The following is a 22,314-nucleotide window of genomic DNA, read 5'->3' as shown; positions in this document are numbered from 1 at the left end:
CATGCTGAGCTTCGACTTCGCCAAACTGAGCCCCCGCGAGAAATACAAGATCCTCATTGGCAGCGTGGTGCCCCGGCCCATCGCCCTGGTGACCACGGTGGATGCCGAAGGCCGCGCCAACGCGGCGCCCTTCAGCTTCTTCAACGCCCTCTCCGCCGACCCGCCGATCCTCGCCCTGGGGGTGGAAAACCACGCCGACCTCACCCCCAAGGACACCACGCGCAACGCCCAGATGAACCAGGAGTTCACCGTGAACATCGTCAACGATGCCCTGGTGGAAGCCATGAACGTCTGCGCCGTGCCCTTCGAACCGGGCTTCGACGAACTGGTGGCAGCAGGACTCACCGCACTGCCAGGCAGCCGTGTCGGGTGCCCCTACATCGCCGAAGCCCCGGTCGCCCTGGAGTGCCGGCGGATGATGGGCCTGTCCATCGGCCAGTCGCGGGAAATCATCCTCGGTGAAGTGCTGATGGTTCACGTGCGCGACGACCTGATCGACCCGGCCACCCTCTACATCGACCAGCTCGGCCTCGATGCCATCGGCCGCATGGGCGGCCACGGCTATGCGCGGACGCGGGAGTATTTCGATCTGCCGACCCGTTCCCTGCAGGCCTGGCGCGACGATCCCCACGGCGGTGAACGCCAGTGGCCGCCAGCCCGCTGACCCTATTGTTCGAGAACACCCAGATGACCCAATGGATTACCCAGGTCCGCCCATGGGGCGGCGCAGCGGTGGATATCGCCGTCGTCAATGGCCGCATCGCTGCGCTGAGCCCACCGTCGCCACGCGCTCCCGAATCGGTGCTGCTGGAAGGCAACGGGCAGATCATGCTGCCGCCGCTGGTGGAGGCCCACGCCCACTTTGACAAGACCCTCTGGGGTGAGGACTGGCACAGCCACGCCGCTGGCGACAGCCTGAGCCAGCGCATCGCCAACGAACGCAGCCTGTTGCGCAGCATCGACACACCGATCGAGGAACGTGCCAGTGCGCTGATCCGCGAATGCATCACCCACGGCTCGCTGCATTTCCGCTGCCATGTCGACGTCGACGCCCAACTCGGCAGCCGTCACCTGGACGCCATGGTGCGGGTACGCGAGCACTTCGGCGACCTGATCGACATGGAGTTCGTGGCCTTCCCGCAAACCGGGCTGCTGCGCGATCCGGGCACCGTAGACGCCCTTGAACACGCCCTGCTCATGGGGGCGGAAAACGTCGGTGGGCTCGACCCCTGCGGCATCGACAACGACCCCATTGCACACCTCACTCGGGTGTTCGAACTGGCCGCCACTCACCAGCGCGGCGTCGACATCCACCTGCATGACGAAGGCGAACTGGGCCTCTGGCAGATCGAGCGCATCATCGATTTCACCGAACACTATCAGTTGCAGGGCCGGGTCGCGATCAGCCACGCCTTCTGCCTGGGCCAGGCCCGGCCGGCGCGTCTCAGCGCCATTGCCGAACGCCTGGCGGCGCAGCGCATTTCCATCATCAGCACCGCGCCGGCAGATATCGAAGTGCCGCCTTACCTGGAACTGGACGCGCGCGGCGTGAACCTGTGCCTCGGCTCCGATGGCATCCGCGACGCCTGGTCCCCCATGGGCAACGGCGACATGCTCGAACGCGCCATGTTCCTGGCCTTCCGCTTCAACCTGCGCCGCGACGAAGAAATCGCCGCCTGCCTACGCGCGGCCACGGTCAACGGCGCCCGCGCACTGGGGCTTGAGCACTACGGACTGGAGCCGGGCTGCCACGCCAGCGGCGTCCTGTTGCCGGTGCGCAACGTCGCCGAAGCCGTGGTGTCCCGAACCCACCGCCGCAGCGTGATCAGCAAGGGCCGATTGATTGCCCGCGACGGTCAATTCCTCGCTCACTGAACCTACCCACCCGAGATCATCCACATGAAAAAGCACCTTCTCGTCGGCGCCCTCGCCCTGCTCGCCGGTACCCAGGCCATGGCCCAGGACAGCCTGCGCATCGGCGTCGAAGCCAGCTACCCGCCCTTCTCCTACAAGAAAGCCGACGGCAGCCTGGCCGGCTTCGAGATCGAAGTCGGCAACGCGCTCTGCGCGGAGATGAAAGTCACCTGCACCTGGGTCGAGCAGCCCTTCGATGGCCTCATCCCGGCGCTGCGGGTGAAGAAGATCGACGCCATCATGTCGTCGATGACCGTCACCGAAGCCCGCCTCAAAGTGGTCGATTTCAGCCAGAGCTACTACAAGACCCCAGCCCGCTTCGTCACCCGCAAGGACCGCCCCGAAATCACTGCCGAAGGTCGCCTCGACGGCCTGCGCGTGGCCGTGTTGCGCGGCAGCGTGCATGCCCGTTACGTGCAGGACAAACTCGTGCCGCGCGGTGTGCAGATGGTGCAGTACGGCTCACAGCAGGAAGCCGACCTGGACCTGATCTCCGGCCGCGTCGACGCCATGATGGCCGACGCCATCAACCTCAAGGAAAACTTCCTGCAGAGCGAAGGCGGCAAGGGCTTCGCCTTCAACGGCCCGAGCTACGACGAAGAGGAATACTTCGGCAAGGGCGCCGGCATCGCCTTCCGCAAAGGCAACGAAGCCCTGCGTGACCGCTTCAACCAGTCTCTGGTCAATATCGGCCGCGACGGCACCTACCAGAAGATCTACGACAGCTACTTTCCCCAGGGCGAGGTCAGCAAGCTGATTCAGTGAGGCGCGGGCTCATGCCCCGCACGCCATCCCGACCGTAGGGTGCGCCGCGCGCACCGGTGCGGAATCGCCACCGCGCGACAGTCGACACTGGTGCGCACGGCGCACCCTACCTCGTGCCATGGAGCCACATAGCACACAAACTCCGAGCCTACCGGCTCGGATATCCCACATCCTCGGCCACCTCGAAGAACGCCTTCACCGCCCGCAGCTCCGCATGGCGCTGCTGGCAGGCGAGGAAGTGGCGGCTCACCATCCCTTCGCCCTTGAGCGGAAGCACCTTCACCCGGGGGTCCTTGGGAACCTCCTGATCGTAGAGGATGCTTACCCCGATCCCGGCGGCTACCGCCTCGATCATCGCTTCGCGGCTGTTCAGCTCCAGGTCTGCCGGCAACTCCAGCTCCTGGCTGGCGCAGGCCCGCTCGAAGGTGCGCCGGGTCAGTGAACCAGGCTCTCGTTGCAGCAGGACCTGGCCCCGCAGTTCGTTCAGCGCCACTGCATCGCGGCGGTCAACCCAGGGATGCGCCGCCGGCAGCAGCAGGCAGAGCCGCGCCTCCCCCAGCGGCAGCAGGTACAGGCCGGCACGCGGGGCGATATCGCTGACCAGGGCCAGGTCCACCCGCTCGCCATACAGCGCCGTCAGGGTTTCCTGAGTGTTGCCCAGGCGCAGGTTGATGCGCACGCCGGGGTAGCGCTCGCGCATCCGCGCCAGCAGGGGCATGACCAGGTGCGGGCTGTCGGCCGCGAGATCGAGGCGTCCCGATGTCAGCGCATGGCTGCTGTCCAGCAGGTCTTCGGCGCGGTCCGCCAGGGCGAATAGCTGGTGGCTGATGGCAGCCAGGCGCCGGCCCAGTTCGGTGGGCTCCACCTGCCGCGCAGTGCGTCGCAAGAGCTGCACCTGGTAATGCTCCTCCAGCGCCTTCACGTGCCCGGTCACCGCCGGCTGGCTGATGCACAGGCGCTCGGCCGCGCGGGTGAAGCTGCCCTCGCGGACCACCGCATCGAAGGCGCGGAGCTGGAACAGGTTCATGACCACCCCATCAACAGGACTTATTCGACGGATAACGATAAACGATTTGAATGATAGATCGATGAACCCGCACGCTACGCCGCATCGCCACTTTCATCTCGCCGCTGGAGTTATTCCGTGCTCGCCACTCACGACCTCGCCACGCTGGTGGTGCTGCTTTCCGCGCTGATGCACGCGAGCTGGAACGCGGTGATCAAGGCCGGCAGCGACCGGCTGTCCTCCATGGCGCTGGTGGATGGCGTGGCCTTCTGCTTCAGCATCTCCCTGCTCCCCCTCGTGAGCCCACCGCCGCTGGTGGTCTGGGGGCTGATCGGCCTGTCGGTGGTGGTGAACACGCTCTATCGCCTGCTGCTGATCCGCGCCTACCACTACGGCGACTTCGGCCAGGTCTACCCGGTGGTGCGCGGCCTGCCGCCGCTACTGGTGGCGCTCTCTGCGGGGCTGGTGTTCGGCGAGCACCTGTCGAGCGCCATGCTGCTGGGCATCGTCCTGATTTCCCTCGGCATCCTCAGCCTGCTCTCCACCCGCCTGGAATCCAATGCGCTGAAAGCCTTGGGCTGCGCCGCGCTGGCGGGAGCCGGGGTGGCGCTCTACACGTTGATCGACGCCCAGGGCGTGCGCCGTGCCGACAGCGTCCTGCAGTTCGTGGTCTACCTGACGCTGATGCAGAGCATGACCATTCCGGTGGTGGCCTGGATGCGGCGTGGTCCGCTGGTACTGCGCTTCGCCCGCGACAACTGGCGCATCGGCCTGTTCGGCGGCTTCAACTATTGCGTGGCGTACGGCCTGGTGCTGTTCGCCATGACCCTGGACAACGTGGCCAAGGTCGCCGCCCTGCGCGAAAGCAGCGTGATCATCGCCGCCATCATCGCCAGCCTGGTGTTCAAGGAACCATTCGGCATCCGCCGCATCCTCGCCGCCTGCGTGGTCACCGCCGGCATCCTGCTGATCAAGATGGTGGATTGACGCCGCTCGATGGGTTTCGCTCCGCTCTACACCATCCTATGAAGAGCTCTGAGCTTCAGTGCGTAGGATGGGTAGAGCTTGCGAAACCCATCAATGGTGATCCGCCTGCCCCTCCTACCGCTTGGCGATGATGTACACCGCGTGGACGATGCCGGGGATGTAGCCCAGCAGGGTCAGGAGGATGTTCAGCCAGAAGGCGCCGCCAAAGCCTACCTGCAGGAATACGCCGAGGGGCGGCAGGAGGATGGCGATGAGGATGCGGATAAGGTCCATGTAGTTGCTCCTTGTGTGAAAAACCGTACGCCTGGATACCGACCTTAGTACAGGCTAGGCGTTCATCACGGCACACCCCCATAATCGCTGCCTGATGTTTCAGCCGGATGCCCTGCCATGCCCATCGCCAGCGAAGACATCGACCACAACGGTCTGGTCATCGGCGTCTCTCCCGAACGCTTCCGCGAAGTGGCGATGCCACTGTTGTTCGACCACCTCAATGCCCAGTGCGAAGGCACCATCGCGGTGAATCGCCAGGCACGAATCGTCTGGATCAACGACAAGTACGCCGAGAAGGTCGGCATCCGCGACCCGCGCAGCGTGCTCGGCAAGGAAATCGAGGAAGTGCTGCCCGCCAGCCGCCTCCGCGAAGTGGTGCAGAACGGCCAGCCGAGCATGCTCGACCTGATGGCCTTCGGCGACGAGCACTTCGTGGTCACCCGCATTCCCCTGCGCGACGAAGACGGCACGTTAGTCGGCGCGCTCGGCTTCGTGCTCTTCGACCGCGCCCGTCACCTGCAGCCGGTCATGGCCAAGTACAACCAGTTGCAGACCCAGCTCGCCGCCGCGCAGCGCGAACTGGCCAAGGCCCGTCGCGCCCGCTACACCATCGCCGGATTCATCGGCAGCAGCGCCGCTGCTGCCGAGGTCAAGCGCCAGGCCCGTCGCGCCGCACAGCTGGACGCCACCGTGCTGCTGCGTGGCGAAACCGGTACCGGCAAGGAGCTGCTGGCCCAGGGCATCCACAACCAGTCTCTGCGCGCCAACGGGCCCTTCGTGGCGGTGAACGTGGCGGCGATTCCGGAATCCCTGGTGGAAGCCGAACTCTTCGGCACCGCCCCCGGCGCCTTTACCGGGGCCGACCGCCGTGCCCGCGCCGGCAAGTTCGAATTGGCCGATGGCGGCACCCTGTTCCTCGACGAGATCGGCGACCTGCCGCTGCCCCTGCAGGCCAAGATGCTCCGCGTGCTGCAGGAACAGGAGGTGGAGCCGCTGGGCTCGAACCAGGTGAAAGCACTGAACGTTCGGGTGATCGCTGCCACCCATGTGGACCTGGAAGCCAAGGTGGCCGCCGGGCAGTTCCGCGAAGACCTCTACTACCGCCTCAACGTCCTCGCCCTGCGCCTGCCGCCCCTGCGCGAACGCCGCGAGGATCTGCCGGTACTGATCGAGCACCTGCTGGACGACATCGCCAGCCGCTCCGGCCAGCCTCCCCTGGAACTGGCCGAAGGCGCCCAGCAACTGCTCCAGGCCCAGCCCTGGCCGGGCAATGTGCGCGAACTGCGCAACCTGCTGGAGCGCGCGCAGATGCTCAGTGAAGCCGGACCGCTCAGTGCCGAGTCCCTGCGCACTCTGCTGGTGAATCCGCTGCCAGCGGCCGTCCCCGCATCTACTCCCGCCCCCATGACAGGCGATGTCCGAGCCCTGGCCGACAGCATGGCCGCCGCCGAACGCCAGGCCATCCTCACCGCCCTGGCAGCCTGTAACGGCAATCGCACCCAGGCCGCCGAACGCCTCGGCATCGCCCGGGCGAGCCTGTACAACAAGTTGCAGGTGCATGGGTTGTAGCCACGGATTACCAGGGAATCGTGGGAGCGAATTCATTCGCGAATGCAGGTCGCAGACCTGCCCTGAATGATTGGGTCCGCTTCGCGGCCCTTCGCGAATGAATTCGCTCCCACAACAGTACGTCTTCCCTGACCGTCCAGTTTCATAGACATATCGCATGCCCAATAATCTGGACACCGCCCAAAGAAATGGACAGTCCATTACCCTGCCAAACGCCACCATTACGCTGTAAACCCCATCCCAGAGCCATCCAGCCCCTTCCCTCCGCACTTGGCACAGCTTTCGCTCTAACGCCTCCCACACGCTGCCCCGACGCAGCGGAAAACAACAACAAGAAGGAAGTCCCCATGGGCACCCTAGGCATCCTGCTTTCTCTCGCTCTGCTGATGTACCTCGCCTACCGAGGCATCAACGTCCTGCTTCTCGCGCCCCTGCTGGCCCTGCTCGCGGTGTTGTTCGCCGGCGACGCGGCGCTGCTGCTGCCGACCTACACCCAGGTCTTCATGAAGGCGCTCGGCGGCTACCTGATCCAGTTCTTCCCGCTGTTCATGCTCGGCGCCATCTTCGGCAAGCTGATGGACGACTCCGGCTCCGCCCGCGCCATCGCCCACGGCATCGTCAGCAAGATCGGCAGCTCCCGCGCCGTGCTGGCCATCGTCATCGCCTGCGGCATCCTCACCTACGGTGGTGTCTCGCTGTTCGTGGTGGCCTTCGCGGTCTACCCCATCGGCGCGGCGCTGTTCCGCGAGGCGGGCATTCCCAAGCGCATCCTGCCGGGCGCCATCGCCCTGGGTTCCTTCACCTTCACCATGACCGCGCTGCCCGGCACCCCGGCCATCACCAACGCCATCCCGATCCCCTTCTTCGGCACCGATACCTTCGCCGCCCCGGGCCTGGGCCTGCTGGCCGGCGTGGTGATCTTCGCCCTGGGTTCCTGGTGGTTGAGCAATGAGGCGCGCAAGCTGATCGCCGCCGGCGAAGGCTACGGCGAGCACGCCGACGACCCGCACGGCCAGGACAACCAGCCGAGCGCCGGCTTCTGGGTGGCGCTGCTGCCGATCCTGGTGGTGATCGTGCTGAACTTCCTGATGGCCAAGGTCTACCTGCCCGGCCTCGACACCAGCTACCTGGCCAAACCGGAATTCGGCGGCCTGCAGGACGCCCGTTCGGTGATCGGTATCTGGGCCATCATCATCGCCCTCACCGCCGCCATTCTGCTGCTGGTGGTGCTGCACTGGCGGCGCTGGACCAACCTGAAGAAGAGCGTCAACGACGGCACCTTCGGCGCCATGCTGCCGGTGCTAAATACCGCCTCCGAAGTGGGCTACGGCAGCGTGATCGCCTCACTGGCCGGCTTCGTGGTAATCCGCGACGTCCTGCTCAACATGGCGCCGGGCAACCCGCTGGTGTCCGAGGCCCTGACTGTAAGCGCCCTGGCCGGCATCACCGGCTCGGCCTCCGGAGGCATGTCCATCGCCCTCAAGGCCCTCGGCGCCCAGTACCTGGAAATGGCCAACGCCGCCGGCATCAGCCCCGAGCTGCTGCACCGCGTCGCCGCCCTGGCCTCCGGCAGCCTCGACACCCTGCCGCACAACGGCGCGGTGATCACCCTGCTGGCCATCTGCAAGCTGACCCACCGCGATTCCTACAAATACGTGTTCATGACCAGCGCCCTGCTGCCGGTGGTGCCGCTGGTGTTGGTGATCGTGCTGGGGACCGCGTTTGGCAGTTTCTGATGGACACGCTGGAGCCTGCACATGGCACTGCTGTGGGAGCGAATTCATTCGCGAAGCGAGCCTCAAGCCCGCACCATGGGGACCGCTACGCGGCCCTTCGCGACTGAAGTCGCTCCCACAAGAAAGCAGCAGACCGCAACCCGTTTCAACGCTCGAGGAACCCCATGAGCAAAGTGATGAGCGCCGCCGAAGCGGTGGCCAGGATTCCGGACAGCGCCAACCTGGCCACGGGAGGCTTCGTCGGCATCGGTTTCGCCGAGGAAATCGCCATCGCCCTGGAACAGCGCTTCGCCGCAGAACAGGCGCCGCAAGGACTGACCCTGGTGTATGCGGCCGGGCAAGGCGACGGCAAGGGCCGCGGCCTAAACCATCTGGCCCATGAGGGTCTGGTGCGCCGGGTGATCGGCGGCCACTGGGGTCTGGTGCCGGGCTTGCAGAAGCTCGCCGTGGAAAACCGCATCGAGGCCTACAACCTGCCCCAGGGGGTGATCTCCCAGCTGTTCCGCGACATCGCCGCTGGCAAGCCCGGGCAGCTGTCGCGAGTTGGCCTGGGCACCTTCGTCGACCCCGAGTTCGGCGGCGGCAAGCTGAATGCGCGGACCACCGAGGAACTGGTGCGGCGCATGCCCATCGAGGGCGAGGACTACCTGTTCTACAAGGCCTTCCCGATCAACGTCGGGGTGATCCGCGCCACCAGCGCCGATGAAGACGGCAACCTGTCCATGGAGCGCGAGGCGCTGACCATCGAGAGCCTGGCCATCGCCATGGCCGCACGTAACTCCGGCGGTCTGGTGATCGCCCAGGTGGAGCGCGTGGTGTCGCGCGGTTCGCTGAATCCACGTGAGGTGAAGATCCCCGGCATCCTCGTGGATTGCGTGGTGGTGGCCCAACCGGAAAACCACCAGCAGACCTTCGCCACCCACTACAACCCGGCCTTTGCCGCCGAGGTGCGGGTCCCGGTGGACAGCCTGGCGCCGATGCCGCTGGACCTGCGCAAGCTGATCGCCCGCCGAGCCGCACTGGAGCTGCCGCCGGGAGCGGTGGTCAATCTGGGCATCGGCATGCCGGAGGGAGTAGCAGCTGTCGCAGCCGAGGAAGGGGTGATCGACCTGCTGACCTTGACCGCCGAACCTGGCGTCATCGGCGGCGTGCCCGCCTCAGGCCTGGACTTCGGCGCGGCGAGCAACCACAGCGCGCTGATCGACCAGCCCTACCAGTTCGACTTCTACGACGGCGGCGGCCTGGACATCGCCTTCCTCGGCCTCGCCCAGGCGGACGCCGAAGGCAACCTCAACGTCTCCCGATTCGGCAGCCGATTGGCCGGTGCCGGCGGCTTCATCAACATCAGCCAGAACGCCAAGGCGGTGGTCTTCGTCGGCACCTTCAGCGCCGGGACACAGGACATCCGCATCGAAGACGGTGAACTGCGCATCGTGAAGGACGGCGACGTGCGCAAGTTCGTCCGCGAGGTGGAACACCGTACCTTCGCCGGTCGCCTGGCTGCGGAATCCGGAAAGCCGGTGCTCTATGTCACCGAGCGCTGCGTGTTTCGCCTGACGACCGAAGGCTTGGAGTTGATCGAGATCGCGCCGGGCGTGGAGCTGGAGCGGGACATCCTGCAACGCATGGACTTCCGCCCCATCGTGCGCGAGCCGAAGTTGATGGATGCTCGGTTGTTTCGCGAGGCGCGCATTGGATTGCGCGAGCTGATCAGCCGATAGGTTTCGTGCGTGAAAACGCGGGCTCGTCTTGAGCCCGCGTCTTTTTTGGAGCACAGAGTGCCTTTGTAGGAGCGAGCTCTGCTCGCGAAGCTTTTGCGCAGGCTCGTTCGCGAGCAGAGCTCGCTCCTACAGGCCCACCATTCGCGGCACGGCCGGACGTCGATTGGTGGAAATAAAAAGCGATTTCCACCCTTCACAACCCGACTACTTCATCCCCAACTTATGCCGCGCCGCATACAGGCAGACCATCTCCATCGCCAGGGTCGCGCCGGCCAGGGCGGTGACTTCGGCGTTGTCGTAGGGCGGTGCCACTTCCACCACATCCATGCCCACCAGGTTGATGCCGCGCAGGCCGCGGAGGATTTCCAGCGCCTGATGGCTGGACAGCCCGCCGCAGACCGGCGTGCCGGTGCCGGGTGCGAAGGCCGGGTCGAGGCAGTCGATGTCGAAGGTCAGGTACACCGGGTTGTCACCCACCTGTGCGCGGATGCGTTCGGCGATCTGTTCCGGCGTGTGGCGATGCACCTCGCGGGCGTCCAGCACCTGGAAGCCCATCACGTCGTCGTTGGTGGTGCGCAGACCTACTTGCACCGAGCGCGCCGGGTCCACCAGGCCCTCGCGGGCGGCGTGATAGAACATGGTGCCGTGGTCGATGCGCTTCACCTCTTCGTCCGGCCAGGTGTCGCTGTGGGCGTCGAAGTGGATCAGCGACAGCGGGCCATGCTTCGCCGCGTGAGCCTTCAGCAGCGGGTAGCTGATGAAGTGGTCACCGCCCAGGGTGAGCATGGCAGCACCGGATTCGAGGATGCGCGCCGCATGCGCCTGGATAGTTTCCGGGGTGTCCTGCGGGGTGCCGTGGTCGAAGGCGCAGTCGCCGTAGTCGATCACCGCCAGGTGGTCGAAGGGGTCGAACTCCCAGGGGAAATGCCGGGCCCAGGCCATCTGCACCGAGGCGGCGCGGATGGCGCGCGGTCCGAAGCGGCTGCCGGGGCGGTTGGTGGTGGCGGTGTCGAAGGGCACTCCGCTCACCACCAGGTCCACACCGCGCAGGTCGCGGCTGTAGCGGCGGCGCATGAAGCTGGTGATGCCGGCATAGGTGGATTCGGCAGCGGTGCCATAAAGGCTGTCGCGGGTAATGGCCTGGTCGTTGTCGAAGGCGTGGTCCATCTCATCGGGCTCCCATTGGTTCTTCTCCCCTCTCCCTCTGGGAGAGGGGCCGGGGGTGAGGGTGGTTGAAGGTGGTTCAGTACTGGGTACGGAAACTGGTCCAGAGGCGGGTGCGGGCGCGCTGGTCCTTGAGCGTCTGGATCTGCTCGCCGAACAGGCGGTCACGCACCTCCTTGCTCGGGTAGATATCCGGGTCGCCCGCTACTTCCGGCGTTACCAGCGCGGTAGCCGCCTTGTTGGCGTTGGCGAAGAACTGGCTGTTGGTCAGCTCGGCGATGGCCTCGGGACGCAGCATGTAGTCGATGAAGGCGTGGGCGGCCTGGGGATGCGGGGCGTCGGCAGGAATGACCATGGTGTCGAACCAGATCAGCGTGCCCTCGCGGGGAATGCGGTAGATCACCTCGAAGGGCATCTTCGCCTGGCGGGCCTGGTCGGCGGCGATGGCGGCATCGCCGTTGTAGGTCAGGGCCAGGCAGATCTCGCCCTTGGCCAGGTCGTTGATGTGCTTGCCGGCGCCGACGTAGCGCACGTTGGGCTGCAACTGCGCGAACAACTCCTGCACGGCTTTCAGATCGGCCTTGTCGGTGCTGTAGGGGGCCTTGCCGAGGTAATGCAGGGCAACGCTGATCACCTCTTGCGGCGAGTCGATCACGGCGATGCCGCAATCTTTCAGACGGCTGGCGTACTCGGGCTTGAACAGCAGGTCGAGGCTATTCAGCGGCGCATCGGGGATGCGCTTGGTGACGGCTTCCTTGTTGATGCCCAGCCCGACGGTGCCCCAGGTGTAAGGCACGCCGAAACGGTTGTCGGGGTCGACGGTGGCGAGCTTCGCCAGCAGTTCCGGGTCAAGGTTGGCGAAGTTCTTCAGGCGATCGCGCTGCAGCGGTTGCACCGCCTTGGCCTGGATGGCGCGGGCCAGGCCGCTGCTGGCGGGGAAGACGACGTCATAGCCGCTACCGCCGGTCATCAGCTTGGCGTCGAGGGCTTCGGCGCTGTCGAAGATGTCGTATTTGACCTCGATGCCGCTTTCGTCCTTGAAGCCTTGCAGGGCCTTTTCCGGGATGTAGGCCGACCAGCTGTAGAGGTTCAGCGCCTTGTCTTCGGCATGCACCGGCAAGGCGCAGGCGAACAGGGCGGCAAGCAACAAGGGACAACGCATGATGGACTCCTGGGGGATTGCAGGTGGGGCCATGCTGCGCCGGGCTTTGCTTCGAATAAATATGAAGTGTTCTACTTTGGCATCTATAGCTATCAATGTTTGGTGCCGCCATGCTCAGCCAGCTCCATGACCTCGACCTGCAACTGCTGCGCATCTTCATCACGGTGGTGGAGAGCGGCGGCTTCAGTGCAGCCCAGGGCGAGCTGGGGATTGGCCAATCCACCATCAGCACGCAGATGGCCAAGCTGGAAACGCGCCTGGGATTTCGTCTCTGCGAACGCGGCAAGGCAGGGTTTCGCCTGACGCCCAAGGGCGAGCAGGTACTGGCCGCCACTCGAAAGCTGTTCGGCGCTATCGAGACCTTCAAGGGCGAGGCTCGGGGCATGGCCGACATGCTCCTGGGCGAGCTGCGCATCGGCTTGTCCGAATCCCTCGACAGCCAGGTGCTGCAGCGCCTGGGCGCGGCCATTGGGCGCTTCCGCCAGCGCAATCAGGCCGTGCAGTTCGAGCTGATCAGCGCCATGCCCGCCGAGCTGGAGCGGCGCCTGCTGCAGGACCAGTTGCATCTCGCGATCGGCTACTTCTCCAGGACCCAGGCCGCGCTGGACCATCAGCCCCTGTTCGGCGAGCAGGAACGCCTTTACTGTGCCGTGGGACACCCGCTGTTCCACCGCGACCCGATCAGCCTCGATGACCTTTCGCGCTGCGACCTGGTGCAGCACCCCTATCGCTTCGGCGAGGCGATGGAGCCCTTCCAGAGCGGCCCGAGTAGCGCCCGCACCGAACAGGTCGAGTGCAGCCTGGCGTTCATCCTTTCAGGCGCGCATATCGGCTACCTGCCGGAACACATCGCCGCGCCCTGGGAGGCCAACGGGCAGTTGCGAGCGTTGCTGCCGGAGCAGACCAGCTACCGCGTCAACTTCCACCTCAGCAGCCATCGCGGACGACAACCGAGTGAGGCGCAGGTGGCGTTCGTGGAGGATTTGTTGGCTGCGTTCGGGGATGTGTAGGGGCGAATTCATTCGTCAAGCAGGCCGAAGGTCTGCCCTGTAGGAGCGAATTCATTCGCGAAATGGACTGGCGCTGAGCTGGCCGGAAAATGCCCTCACCCCAACCCTCTCCCAGAGGGAGAGGGGGCCGTCTGTACCTGGGTCGATCCCGGAGCAATCCTGTAGGGGCGATTTCAATCGCCAAGCAGGTCGAAGACCTGCCCTGTAGGAGCGAATTCATTCGCGAATCGCAACGGCACCGAGCCAACCGGAAAATACCCTCACCCCAACCCTCTCCCAGAGGGAGAGGGGTGACGCTCCAGGCAATCACATGTACCAACGATATTCCCGCGCACTGACCTCGTTCATGAAGTCCAGGTACTCCTGCCGCTTGTTCTCGCAATAGACCATCACGAACTCGCTGCCCAGCCCTTCATTCACCACGGCGTGGCTGCGCATGGCGGTCACGGCGGTGAGCATGTCCTTGGGGAAATCGATGCCGCTTTCACGGTCTTCGTTAAGCGGGGCGATGGGTTCGCGGGCGGCGTCGAGGCCGTGTTCCATTCCGCTGAGGATCGCAGCCAGCACCAGGTAGGGGTTGGCGTCGGCGCCGGCCAGGCGGTGCTCGATGCGCAGGTTGCGGCCGTCGGATTCGGGGATGCGGATGCACGCATCGCGGTCCTCGAAGCCCCAGCTCGCGCGGCTGGCGGCGTTGACCATGGCGCCGTAGCGGCGGAAGGCGTTGTGGTTGGCGGCGAAGATCGGCATGCAGTGGGGCAGCAGGTCCAGGCAGCCGGCTACGGCGTGGCGCAGCGGGCGCTGGTCGTCGGCAGCCAGCAGGTTGTTGCCGTCGCGGTCGTAGAGGCTGACATGCACGTGCATGCCGCTGCCCGGCGCATTCAGGTAGGGCTTGCTCATGAAGCTGGCACGATGGCCGTGCTTCATCGCCACGCCACGGGTGCTGCGGCAGAACAGGGCGGCCCAGTCGGCGGCCTTGAGGCCGTCGTCGCAGTGGCCGAAGTTGATTTCGAACTGGCCCGGGCCGAGCTCGGCGGTGATGACGTTGGCGGCGACGCCCTGCTCGTTGGCAGCATCGACCATCTCATGCAGCACGCTGGAGAAGCGCGACAGGCGCTCGATGTGCATGTTCGGCTGGTCGTCCTCGTCCTCGCAGAGCGGGTCACGAGGGAATTGCGGCAGGCCTTCCTTGAGCTTGCGGTCGAACAGGTAGAACTCCAGTTCGAAGGCCACCACCGGATGGATGCCACGTTTTTCCAGACGCTTGATGACCTGTGCCAGCACCTCGCGGGGCTCGAACTCGATGGGGGCGTCGGTCCCGTCGGAGGTGATGAGCATCTGCCCCAGGGGCTCCTTCTCCCAACGCACCGGGACCAGGGTGCCCGGCACCAGGCGGCGCGGTGCATCCGGGTCGCCGTCGGCGAAGCAGTAATCGCCAATGGGATAGAGCCCGCCCTGGGTGCCCAGCAGTACGCAGTTCTGCGGCACTTTCAGCGGGCCGCCAGCAGCCACCTTTTCCACCATCTCGATGGGATAACGCTTGCCGTAGAAGTGGCCGGGGATATCCAGGCAGATCAGGTCGACGTAGCGGATTTCCGGGTACTTGCCACGGAAGGCACGCACTTCGCTGAGCAGGTCGGGGTACTGGTTTGTTGTTGTCATCACTGCGGTCCTGCGAGCTGGGGCTTCAGGTGAAGACCCACAATACTCGCGTCGGTTTGTCGGAAAGATTGGCGTAGCGGAACTGAGCATGGGGCGGCAGCTGGAAGCTGTCGTTGGGGTAAAGCGTGACCGGCGCAGCGTCGTCGCCGTACCAGACCGTCAATTCGCCCTCGAGGACGAAGCCGCCCTGCTCGGAACTGTCATCCAGGTGGCCCTCGCCGCTGGTGGCGCCGGGTTCCAGGTGGCTTTCCAGCATGGAAAAGCCGCCGGACATGGTCGGCGAGGCCAGCACGTCGGTAATGCCACCGGCGTAGTAGAGCGTGCGACGCTCGCCCGGGCGGGTGACCCAGGGCGTCTCGCGAGGCTTGCTCAGGCTGTAGAAGTAGGTCGTGGGTACGCCCAACGCCTCGCTGATGGCGGTCAGGTCGGCCACCGTCGGGCGCGACAGCCCCCGCTCCACCTGGGAGAGGAAGCCCACCGAGCGATCGATACGCGTGGCGAGGTCCCCGAGGGTCACGTTCTTGTGCTTGCGCAGGTCGCGAATCAGGATCGCGAGGCTTTCGATTTCGTCTTGCTTGTCCATGTGGGAACTCCGGCTGCCGGACTCGAAAGGCGCGACCTTAAATCACATCCCTCAAGCGGTAATAGGCTTTACCCGCAGCCTCCAGCGGCGCCGCCAGCAGGGAGCCACCCGGGAAGCGCGGGTTGCCGATGGCCTGGTAGAGGTCGAGCAGGTCGTCGTTGCCGAGGATGGCGTCGCTCACCGCCTTGGCGCCGGCCAGGGTGGGCAGGATTCCGTGGCCGGAGAAGCCCTGCAGCCAATAGCGCGAGCCTTCGCGGCCGATGTCCGGGGTGCGTTTCATGCTGACGTCGATATGGCCGCCCCAGCCGAACTCGATCTCCACGCCCTTGAGTTGCGGGAAGACGCGCTCCAGGTAAGGACGCGTTGCCGCCGGCACATCCTTGGGCAGGCCGCCGAGGTAAGTGCAGCCGCCGCCGAACAGCAGGCGGTGGTCAGGGGTGAGGCGGAAGTAATCGGGCACGAACTGGTTGTCGATCACACAGCTGTTCTTCGGCAACAGCGACTGCGCGAGCTCCGGGTCCAGAGGCGCGGTGGCCACCTGGTAGGAACCCACTGGCAGCAAGCGGCTGGAGAGTTGCTGGTCGAGGCGGTCGACATAGGCGTTGCACGCCATCACCAGGATGCTGCCGCGCACTTCGCCCTGGGCGGTGCGGGCCACATAGCCGGAGGGCGTTTCGCGGTATTCCAGCACCTTGCTCTGTTCGTAGATGCGTCCGCCCCGGGCTTCGATCGCGGCGGCCAGGCCCTGGGCCAGCTTGAGCGGGTTGAGGTGGGCGGCTTCCGGGTCGTACAGCGCAGCCTGATAACGCGGGCTGTTGATCCACTCGGCGAGTTCGTCGCGGCGGATCAGGCGCATACGGTCATAGCCCCATTTGTGGATCGCATCTTCCTGGGCTTCTTCGAGGAGCTTCACCCGGCGCTCCATTACGGCAGTCCACAGGCTGCCGACGCGGTAGTCCACATCGAAGCCGTGGCGCACCGGCAGCGCGCGCATCTCGTCGGCAGCCCAGCGCATGCTGTCCCACAGCCGGCGGGTGCGTTCCAGCCCCAGCGCCTTCTCCAGCGGTGGCATATCGCAGGACCAGCCCAGCAATGCCTGCCCGCCATTGCGGCCTGAGGCGGCCCAGGCCACGCGACTGGCTTCCAGCAGGGTCACGCGCTTGCCGGCCTCAGCCAGACGCAGAGCGGTGTGCAGACCGCTGAAACCGGCACCGATGATCAGGACATCGGTTTCTTCGCTACCGGACTGGGTCGGACGCAGGGGAATGCTGCCGGGGTAGGTCTGGGCGTAGTAGGTGCCGACATGCTGGGCGGACTGCTTGAACATGGGTGCCTCGTGAATTTTTGTTTTAAGAATTTCATGAAAATCTACACAAATATATTCACAAGGCCAAGATATTTGTTCGAAATAAAAAACACACAAAAATCAACCATCGCTTAAACCCAGAATAATCAAGGCCTGGACGAGGGTTTTGATTTTCAGCATGAATGAAATAACGGACAGACGGTGAAGCTTCAGCGCACCGGCCGTGAGCACGCAGTGCCCAGGAACGCCCTAGTTAATGTCGAAGACGCAAGCTCAACTCCGCTTCACCCAAGCCTCCCTGCCAAGCCATTCGCTCACATAGTCGAGAAAGCAGCTGATACGCGAGGCCAAGGCCGTGTTGCGGTAGTAGACGGCATGGATCGGTTGACGTACTTCCAGGGTGTCGGCGGCGAGTACCTGCACCAGGTTTCCGGCAGCGCGGTCAACCTGGGTCATGAAATCGGACAGGCAGACGATACCGGCATCCGCCAGGGCCAGCTGGCGCAGGGTTTCGCCGCTGGATGCCTTGATCACCGGCTCGATCTGCAGGCTGTCACCCAAGGTATGGCGCAGGGGCCAGAGGTTCAGGCTTTCCGGCTGGGTGAAGCCAATCAGACCGTGGCGTTGCAAGTCTTCAACCTTCTTCGGCGTGCCATGAGCCTTCAGGTAGGCCGGACTCGCCAGCACGCGGATTCGACTGCTACCCAGCGGACGAGCGTGCAAGGTGGAGTCGCGCAGATTGCCAATGCGAATGGCGATGTCGGTGCGGTGCTCGATCAGGTCGATGATCTGGTCGCTGCTGTGCAGTTCCAGTTCGATTTCCGGAAAGCGCTCACGAAAGCCCGCCACCAACGGCACCAGCACATGGAGCATGAACGGCGAAGCGGCATTGATCCGCAGGCGGCCGGCCGGCTTCTGCCGACGCAGGGTCATCTGCTCTTCCGCTTCTTCGACCTGGGCGAGGATCCGTCGCGCCTGGCCCAGGAACACTTCGCCCTCCTCGGTCAGTTCCAGTCGGCGGGTGGTGCGCCGCAGCAGGGTGACATCGAGCTTGTCTTCCAGGCGGCTGAGCGCGCGGCTGACGCCGGATGCAGTCTGCGCCAGCTGCTCGGCGGCGGCGGTGATGGAGCCGGTATCGACCACGGCGGTGAAGGCTTGGAGTTCGTCCAGGGTGGTTTTCATTCGTGATCTCTCAGCAAATATCCCGCCCTTGATAGCCGGGATTTCTGCATGAGTCGAGTGACGGAAATGGTGGATGTAAAAAGCGACATCCATCCTACTTACCGGCTACCTCCGCTGCGTACGGCCCTGCGCCATCAACGTGCCGGGTGACGGGGTTGGCGGATGCAACTACCCTCCTCCCTGATCTGCCAGGGAGACCTCCGCCCATGTCCACCCAACGCGCCCTGCCGCGCCTCTTCTGCATCGCCGCGCTGGCCCTGCTCGGGGCCTGCGTCCAGCAAACGCAGCAACCGCAACAGCAACCCACCAAACCGCCCGCCGGCCAGCCCCAAGCTCCGGCTACCGCACCGCAAGACCAGCAGGCCGCCGAGTTCGAGCGCATTCGCCAGCAGGCCATGCGTGGCGACCTCGACAGCCAGTACCAACTCGGCAGCCTCTACTTCGTCGGCAAGCCGCAGAAAGACCTCAAGCAGGCCGAGTACTGGTGGAAGCAGGCCGCCGACAAGGGGCATTCGCAATCGGCCTTCAGCCTGGCCTTTCTCTACACCGGCCGTGCCGACCCCGCCTTCGCCGACCAGCGCGCCATGCACAAGTACCTCAACCAGGCTTCCGCCGCCGGCAACGCCATGGCCCAGCACGTGCTCGGCAGCATGTATGCCCAGGGCGCTGAAGGCCTGAAGCGCGACCCTTACCAGGCCCGCGCGCTGTTTCAGAGTGCCTGCGACAAGCAATACGCACCGAGCTGCGAGGCTCTGAAGAAGTTGCAGGCGAATTGAGCGCTTGCCGGCTTGCCGGGAGCGTTGGGCTTCGCATAGCTCAGCCACAACCTACGGCACCGAACCGGCTCTTGTAGGTTGGGCAGAGCGCAGCGAAGCCAAACAGTTCGCTGACTCATAAACGAAAACGCCCGGCATGAGCCGGGCGTTTTCTTTCGCACGTCGATCAGAACCGGTAGTTGGCGCTGAGCTCCAGGGTGCGGGGGGCACCGGGGGTGATCAGGTCAACCGAGCCGTGGGCCGAGGCGTAGTAGTCCTTGTCGAAGACGTTCTTCAGACGCAAGGCCATGTCCCATTGCGGCACGTTGTAGAACAGCGCCGCGTCGTAGGTGGTGTAGCTGGGCATCACGACGTTGTTCTCGAGGGAAGTGAACTGGTCGTCCACATAGTTGGCGCCCACGCCGATACGCCATTCCGGGGTCAGGGAACGGACCACCCAGAGGTTGGCGCTGTTGCGCGGGGTCAGGGTGGGGGTCTGGCCTTCGTTGGCGACGCCGTTGGTCTTGCTGTTGGACTTGGTGATTTCTGCGTCCAGGTAGGCGTAGCCACCGTACACGTTCCACTTGTCGGTGATCTGGCCGCTGAAGGTGGCCTCGAAACCATCGGTGCGCTGCTCACCCGCGAGGATGGTGAGAGCGGGGTTCGTCGGGTCGGTGGTCTTCATGTTGGTGCGTTCCAGACGGAACACTGCTGCGGTCACCGAGAGGCGGTTGTCCAGCAGATCCCACTTGGCGCCCACCTCGTAGTTGGTGGTTTCTTCCGGTTCCAGGTTCTCGTTCGCGGGACTCAGCTGGAAGACTTCGGCCGAGGGTTGGTAGCTGCGGCTGACGGAGACGTAGTAGGACTGGATCTGGTCCGGCTGATACACCAGGCCAGCGCGCGGGCTCCAGGTCTTGTCGGTACGGTCGAGATCGACATTCTGCACGCGTTTGTCGTCGAACTCCTGGCCGAAGATGTCGTAACGCACGCCGAGCAGCGCCTTCCACTGGGAAGTCAGCTCGATCATGTCCTGCACGTAGAAACCGGCGGTTTCCTGGTAGTTGGTGCCCTTGGCGGACAGGGCATTGGCGTGCTCCGGTACCGGCACCAGGGCATCGCGGAATACCGGCACCTGGGCCACGTTGTTCTGGTTGAACGTCCGCTGGGACTTGTCCTGGTAACCCACTTCCACGCCATAGAGCAGGCTGTGCTGCATGCCGGCCAGTTGGAGTTGTTGCTTCAAGTCGGTCTGGTTGAACACACCGTACTCGTCGCGGGCAACATTGCCGCGGTTCAGCTTCACCAGCAGTTCGCCATTGGGCGCGGTGACGAAGCGATTCGCGCTGCTGTCGGCAAGCGTGTTATTGCGATCCAGGTCGTAGTGGTAGTAGCGAGTGGCGTTGGTCAGGGTCAGGTCGTCGTTGATCCGGTAATCCACGCTGGCGTTGAAGGAGAACACCTCGCTGCGCGCGTAGTCCTGGTCCGGGTCCCCGGAGCCAAAGCGCTTGTCGCGGTCGACGTTCACCGGGCGATTGCCAACCGCCGATGCCGGCAGACTGGCCGCCGCCGGTTGGTAGGCAGCGAGCTGACCCGGAATACCGAAATCGATCAGGCGCTTGTCGTAGAGGTAGGTGGCGCCGAGGTTCAGCTCCAGATCGTCGGACAGCCTGAAGTAGGCCGAAGGCGCGATGGCCTTGCGGTCGATATAGCCGTCGTCGCGGAAGGTGTCGCTGTCTTCATAGGCGCCGGTGATGCGGAAGGCCTTGTCGCGCTGTTGCTGGTCGGCCCAGCCAGTGTCGAACTGGGTGCGGCGCTTGCCTTCGCTGTCGAAGGTGACGCCGACTTCCTGCTTGGGATCGAAGCCCGGTTTCTTGCTCACACTGTTGATCAAGCCGCCGGAGGAGCCACGGCCATAGAGCACGGCAGCCGGGCCCTTGATCACTTCAACGCGCTCGATGTTGGAGAGGTCGCGGAAGTAGAGGGCGTCGTCACGCATGCCATCGATGAACATGTCGCCGATGGCGCTGAAACCGCGAATGGTGACCTGGTCGCGTTGGCCATCGCCGTTGGAGAGACCGACGCCGGGGACGTTCTTCAGCACGTCTTCCAGGGACTGGGCACCCTTGTCCTTGATCACGCTCTCGGGCACGACGTTGACGGTCTGAGGGATATCGCGCAGCGGCGCGTCGATCTTCAGGGCGCTACGGCTCTCGGTGGCCTTGTAGCTCTGTTGCTCGTAGGCACTGGTTACCGAAGTGGCCGGAATGGCCAGTGCTTCCTTGGTTTCAGCCTGAACAACGGGAATTGCCAGCAGGCCCAGCATCGGCAGAGATACCGGGGCAATACGCTTCTTCGCCACCACGAGTTCCTTGTTCTCATGAAAAGAACAAATGGTAACAATTAGCATTTGTAAATCAAATGTAAATAATTCGGTTTTCTATTAAAAATTTCCAGCCGAGGATCGTGCAACGCGGCGGACAGCCCCTGGCGCCACGCCGTGGCATCGCTTGAAGGCCCGACTGAAGGCGGCTTCGGACTGATAGCCGAGGCGCTCTGCCAGGGTCGCGATGGCCACCTCCCCTTCCTGTAGCCAGCCCAGCGCCAGGTTCATGCGCCAGCGGGTCAGGTACTGCATGGCCGGCTCGCCCACCAGCGCGGTAAAGCGCGCCGCGAAGGCAGAGCGGGACATCGCGGCGGCCTTGGCCAGGGACACCAGGCTCCAGTCTTGCGCGGGGTCGCGGTAGATCAGGCCGATAGCGCGGCCGATCTGGCGGTCCTGCAGGGCACCGAGCCAGCCGGTCTGGGCGGCCGGGTCGCGTTCGATCCAGGCGCGAATGGCCTGGATCACCAGGATGTCCGCCAAGCGCGTCACCACCGTCTCTCCGCCAGGGCGCATCGCCCGTGCCTCGTCGCGCATGAAGCGCAAGTTGCCCTGCAGCCAGTCGGCATGCTCGGCGCTGGCCGCTTCCACGTGCAGCACCGGCGGCAATAGGCGCACCAATTGCCGCGCCACCGGGTGGTCGAAACGCACCGCGCCGCACACCAGGCTCACCGGCGCGCCTCCGCCGCCATGGCGGATGATCTCGTAGCGCTCGCTGAGGCATTCCCGCGGCAAATCGAACAGCGGCACTGCCGTCACCTCCTTGGCACTCAGCAGGCTGTGTCCGTGACCATGGGGCACCAGCGCGAGGTCGCCGCCGCGCAGCAACAGGGGTTCGTGCCCACCCACCTCCAGCCAGCACTCGCCGGCGGTCACCACATGGAACATCAGGCAGTCTTCCATCGGCGGCAGGCCCAGGCCCCAGGGCGCGGTGAATTCCGAGGCGCAATAGAGGGTGCCGCTCATGCGCAGCAGGTGCAGCGCTTCGCCGAGCGGGTCGCGGGAAAGCCAGGCGTTGTTCGGGTCCACGTTGCGCACCTCGCGGCATGAGCACTGTTCGTCCAGAAATCCTGGACGATTGATCATGAACTGTCGACTTCCAATCATTGTTCGTCCAGGGCCTCCAGGCAAAACTGGACCCA

Annotated in this window: 19 protein-coding genes; 9 read left to right on the top strand and 10 right to left on the bottom strand. The window is 64.8% G+C overall.

Features of this window, described 5'->3' with window-relative positions; genetic code table 11:
• Nucleotide 1: 1 nt before the first annotated feature.
• From E8E91_RS05070 to E8E91_RS05060, 3 genes are read left to right on the top strand one after another with little or no spacing between them, the layout of a single operon-like run.
• Entirely contained in the window at nucleotides 2–664 is a 663-nt protein-coding gene (locus E8E91_RS05070) for a flavin reductase family protein (RefSeq protein ID WP_280365796.1), read from the top strand.
• Between the two features lie 23 nt (nucleotides 665–687).
• The gene (locus E8E91_RS05065; RefSeq protein ID WP_280374875.1) at nucleotides 688–1,875 is read left to right on the top strand and encodes an amidohydrolase family protein; all 1,188 of its coding nucleotides are present in this window, start codon (nucleotides 688–690) and stop codon (nucleotides 1,873–1,875) included.
• 24 nt (nucleotides 1,876–1,899) lie between these two features.
• Entirely contained in the window at nucleotides 1,900–2,679 is a 780-nt protein-coding gene (locus E8E91_RS05060) for a lysine/arginine/ornithine ABC transporter substrate-binding protein (RefSeq protein ID WP_280374874.1), read from the top strand.
• Nucleotides 2,680–2,827: 148 nt separating this feature from the next.
• On the opposite strand, the gene E8E91_RS05055 is transcribed toward E8E91_RS05060, so the two are convergent.
• Nucleotides 2,828–3,706, bottom strand: a complete 879-nt coding sequence (locus E8E91_RS05055) for a LysR substrate-binding domain-containing protein (protein WP_280374873.1) — start codon at nucleotides 3,704–3,706, stop codon at nucleotides 2,828–2,830.
• Nucleotides 3,707–3,823: 117 nt separating this feature from the next.
• On the opposite strand from E8E91_RS05055, the gene E8E91_RS05050 reads away from it, so the two are divergent.
• Nucleotides 3,824–4,672: an EamA family transporter gene (locus tag E8E91_RS05050; RefSeq protein WP_348532167.1), complete on the top strand. Its 849-nt coding sequence runs from the start codon at nucleotides 3,824–3,826 to the stop codon at nucleotides 4,670–4,672.
• Nucleotides 4,673–4,786: 114 nt separating this feature from the next.
• Here the strand turns inward: E8E91_RS05050 and E8E91_RS05045 are convergent, their stop codons facing one another.
• Nucleotides 4,787–4,945 (bottom strand): YqaE/Pmp3 family membrane protein, encoded by a 159-nt coding sequence (locus E8E91_RS05045; RefSeq protein WP_003084988.1) that lies wholly within the window; start codon nucleotides 4,943–4,945, stop codon nucleotides 4,787–4,789.
• Between the two features lie 117 nt (nucleotides 4,946–5,062).
• On the opposite strand from E8E91_RS05045, the gene E8E91_RS05040 reads away from it, so the two are divergent.
• From E8E91_RS05040 to E8E91_RS05030, 3 genes are all read left to right on the top strand, one after another.
• Entirely contained in the window at nucleotides 5,063–6,514 is a 1,452-nt protein-coding gene (locus E8E91_RS05040) for a sigma 54-interacting transcriptional regulator (RefSeq protein ID WP_280374872.1), read from the top strand.
• Nucleotides 6,515–6,861: 347 nt separating this feature from the next.
• A complete protein-coding gene (locus E8E91_RS05035) occupies nucleotides 6,862–8,250 on the top strand; it encodes a GntP family permease (protein WP_280374871.1) in 1,389 nt (462 codons plus the stop codon).
• A gap of 164 nt (nucleotides 8,251–8,414) precedes the next feature.
• Nucleotides 8,415–9,971, top strand: a complete 1,557-nt coding sequence (locus E8E91_RS05030; protein ID WP_280374870.1) for an acyl CoA:acetate/3-ketoacid CoA transferase — start codon at nucleotides 8,415–8,417, stop codon at nucleotides 9,969–9,971.
• Nucleotides 9,972–10,175: 204 nt separating this feature from the next.
• On the opposite strand, the gene speB is transcribed toward E8E91_RS05030, so the two are convergent.
• Together speB and E8E91_RS05020 are read right to left on the bottom strand one after the other, a co-directional pair.
• Nucleotides 10,176–11,138, bottom strand: coding sequence for an agmatinase (gene speB, locus E8E91_RS05025; protein ID WP_280374869.1), 963 nt, complete (start codon nucleotides 11,136–11,138; stop codon nucleotides 10,176–10,178).
• Between the two features lie 76 nt (nucleotides 11,139–11,214).
• Nucleotides 11,215–12,297, bottom strand: a complete 1,083-nt coding sequence (locus E8E91_RS05020) for a polyamine ABC transporter substrate-binding protein (RefSeq protein ID WP_280374868.1) — start codon at nucleotides 12,295–12,297, stop codon at nucleotides 11,215–11,217.
• 110 nt (nucleotides 12,298–12,407) lie between these two features.
• Between E8E91_RS05020 and E8E91_RS05015 the strand changes: the two genes are divergently transcribed.
• Nucleotides 12,408–13,307, top strand: coding sequence for a LysR family transcriptional regulator (locus tag E8E91_RS05015; protein ID WP_280374867.1), 900 nt, complete (start codon nucleotides 12,408–12,410; stop codon nucleotides 13,305–13,307).
• Between the two features lie 306 nt (nucleotides 13,308–13,613).
• On the opposite strand, the gene E8E91_RS05010 is transcribed toward E8E91_RS05015, so the two are convergent.
• From E8E91_RS05010 to E8E91_RS04995, 4 genes are all read right to left on the bottom strand, one after another.
• The gene (locus E8E91_RS05010) at nucleotides 13,614–14,966 is read right to left on the bottom strand and encodes a glutamine synthetase family protein (RefSeq protein WP_280374866.1); all 1,353 of its coding nucleotides are present in this window, start codon (nucleotides 14,964–14,966) and stop codon (nucleotides 13,614–13,616) included.
• Nucleotides 14,967–14,991: 25 nt separating this feature from the next.
• Complete coding sequence (locus E8E91_RS05005) at nucleotides 14,992–15,549, bottom strand: XRE family transcriptional regulator (protein ID WP_280374865.1); 558 nt, start codon at nucleotides 15,547–15,549, stop codon at nucleotides 14,992–14,994.
• A gap of 37 nt (nucleotides 15,550–15,586) precedes the next feature.
• Nucleotides 15,587–16,876 (bottom strand): FAD-binding oxidoreductase, encoded by a 1,290-nt coding sequence (locus E8E91_RS05000; RefSeq protein ID WP_280374864.1) that lies wholly within the window; start codon nucleotides 16,874–16,876, stop codon nucleotides 15,587–15,589.
• A 252-nt stretch (nucleotides 16,877–17,128) separates the two neighbouring features.
• Nucleotides 17,129–18,037 (bottom strand): LysR family transcriptional regulator, encoded by a 909-nt coding sequence (locus tag E8E91_RS04995; protein WP_280374863.1) that lies wholly within the window; start codon nucleotides 18,035–18,037, stop codon nucleotides 17,129–17,131.
• Between the two features lie 206 nt (nucleotides 18,038–18,243).
• Between E8E91_RS04995 and E8E91_RS04990 the strand changes: the two genes are divergently transcribed.
• The gene (locus tag E8E91_RS04990; protein WP_280374862.1) at nucleotides 18,244–18,813 is read left to right on the top strand and encodes a sel1 repeat family protein; all 570 of its coding nucleotides are present in this window, start codon (nucleotides 18,244–18,246) and stop codon (nucleotides 18,811–18,813) included.
• A gap of 166 nt (nucleotides 18,814–18,979) precedes the next feature.
• Here E8E91_RS04990 and E8E91_RS04985 read toward each other — a convergent pair whose 3' ends face one another.
• Both E8E91_RS04985 and E8E91_RS04980 read right to left on the bottom strand, forming a co-directional pair.
• On the bottom strand, nucleotides 18,980–21,151 hold the full coding sequence (locus tag E8E91_RS04985; protein WP_280374861.1) for a TonB-dependent siderophore receptor: 2,172 nt from the start codon (nucleotides 21,149–21,151) through the stop codon (nucleotides 18,980–18,982).
• 81 nt (nucleotides 21,152–21,232) lie between these two features.
• Nucleotides 21,233–22,258 (bottom strand): AraC family transcriptional regulator, encoded by a 1,026-nt coding sequence (locus tag E8E91_RS04980; protein WP_280374860.1) that lies wholly within the window; start codon nucleotides 22,256–22,258, stop codon nucleotides 21,233–21,235.
• Nucleotides 22,259–22,314: the final 56 nt, after the last annotated feature.

This window comes from Pseudomonas sp. BN515 (assembly GCF_029873155.1).
GTDB lineage: Bacteria > Pseudomonadota > Gammaproteobacteria > Pseudomonadales > Pseudomonadaceae > Metapseudomonas.
This window is presented reverse-complemented; position numbering and strand designations above follow the sequence as displayed.

Excerpts from the sequence above, each read along its gene's own strand:
- E8E91_RS05040 (WP_280374872.1), top strand. The coding sequence starts at position 5,063 with ATGCCCATCGCCAGCGAAGACATCGACCACAACGGTCTGGTCATCGGC.
- E8E91_RS04980 (WP_280374860.1), bottom strand. The coding sequence starts at position 22,258 with ATGATCAATCGTCCAGGATTTCTGGACGAACAGTGCTCATGCCGCGAG.
- E8E91_RS05005 (WP_280374865.1), bottom strand. The coding sequence starts at position 15,549 with ATGGACAAGCAAGACGAAATCGAAAGCCTCGCGATCCTGATTCGCGAC.
- E8E91_RS05070 (WP_280365796.1), top strand. The coding sequence starts at position 2 with ATGCTGAGCTTCGACTTCGCCAAACTGAGCCCCCGCGAGAAATACAAG.
- E8E91_RS05035 (WP_280374871.1), top strand. The coding sequence starts at position 6,862 with ATGGGCACCCTAGGCATCCTGCTTTCTCTCGCTCTGCTGATGTACCTC.
- E8E91_RS05030 (WP_280374870.1), top strand. The coding sequence starts at position 8,415 with ATGAGCAAAGTGATGAGCGCCGCCGAAGCGGTGGCCAGGATTCCGGAC.
- E8E91_RS05060 (WP_280374874.1), top strand. The coding sequence starts at position 1,900 with ATGAAAAAGCACCTTCTCGTCGGCGCCCTCGCCCTGCTCGCCGGTACC.
- E8E91_RS05045 (WP_003084988.1), bottom strand. The coding sequence starts at position 4,945 with ATGGACCTTATCCGCATCCTCATCGCCATCCTCCTGCCGCCCCTCGGC.
- E8E91_RS04990 (WP_280374862.1), top strand. The coding sequence starts at position 18,244 with ATGTCCACCCAACGCGCCCTGCCGCGCCTCTTCTGCATCGCCGCGCTG.
- E8E91_RS05065 (WP_280374875.1), top strand. The coding sequence starts at position 688 with ATGACCCAATGGATTACCCAGGTCCGCCCATGGGGCGGCGCAGCGGTG.
- E8E91_RS04995 (WP_280374863.1), bottom strand. The coding sequence starts at position 18,037 with ATGAAAACCACCCTGGACGAACTCCAAGCCTTCACCGCCGTGGTCGAT.
- E8E91_RS05015 (WP_280374867.1), top strand. The coding sequence starts at position 12,408 with ATGCTCAGCCAGCTCCATGACCTCGACCTGCAACTGCTGCGCATCTTC.
- speB (WP_280374869.1), bottom strand. The coding sequence starts at position 11,138 with ATGGACCACGCCTTCGACAACGACCAGGCCATTACCCGCGACAGCCTT.
- E8E91_RS05020 (WP_280374868.1), bottom strand. The coding sequence starts at position 12,297 with ATGCGTTGTCCCTTGTTGCTTGCCGCCCTGTTCGCCTGCGCCTTGCCG.
- E8E91_RS05000 (WP_280374864.1), bottom strand. The coding sequence starts at position 16,876 with ATGTTCAAGCAGTCCGCCCAGCATGTCGGCACCTACTACGCCCAGACC.
- E8E91_RS05010 (WP_280374866.1), bottom strand. The coding sequence starts at position 14,966 with ATGACAACAACAAACCAGTACCCCGACCTGCTCAGCGAAGTGCGTGCC.
- E8E91_RS05055 (WP_280374873.1), bottom strand. The coding sequence starts at position 3,706 with ATGAACCTGTTCCAGCTCCGCGCCTTCGATGCGGTGGTCCGCGAGGGC.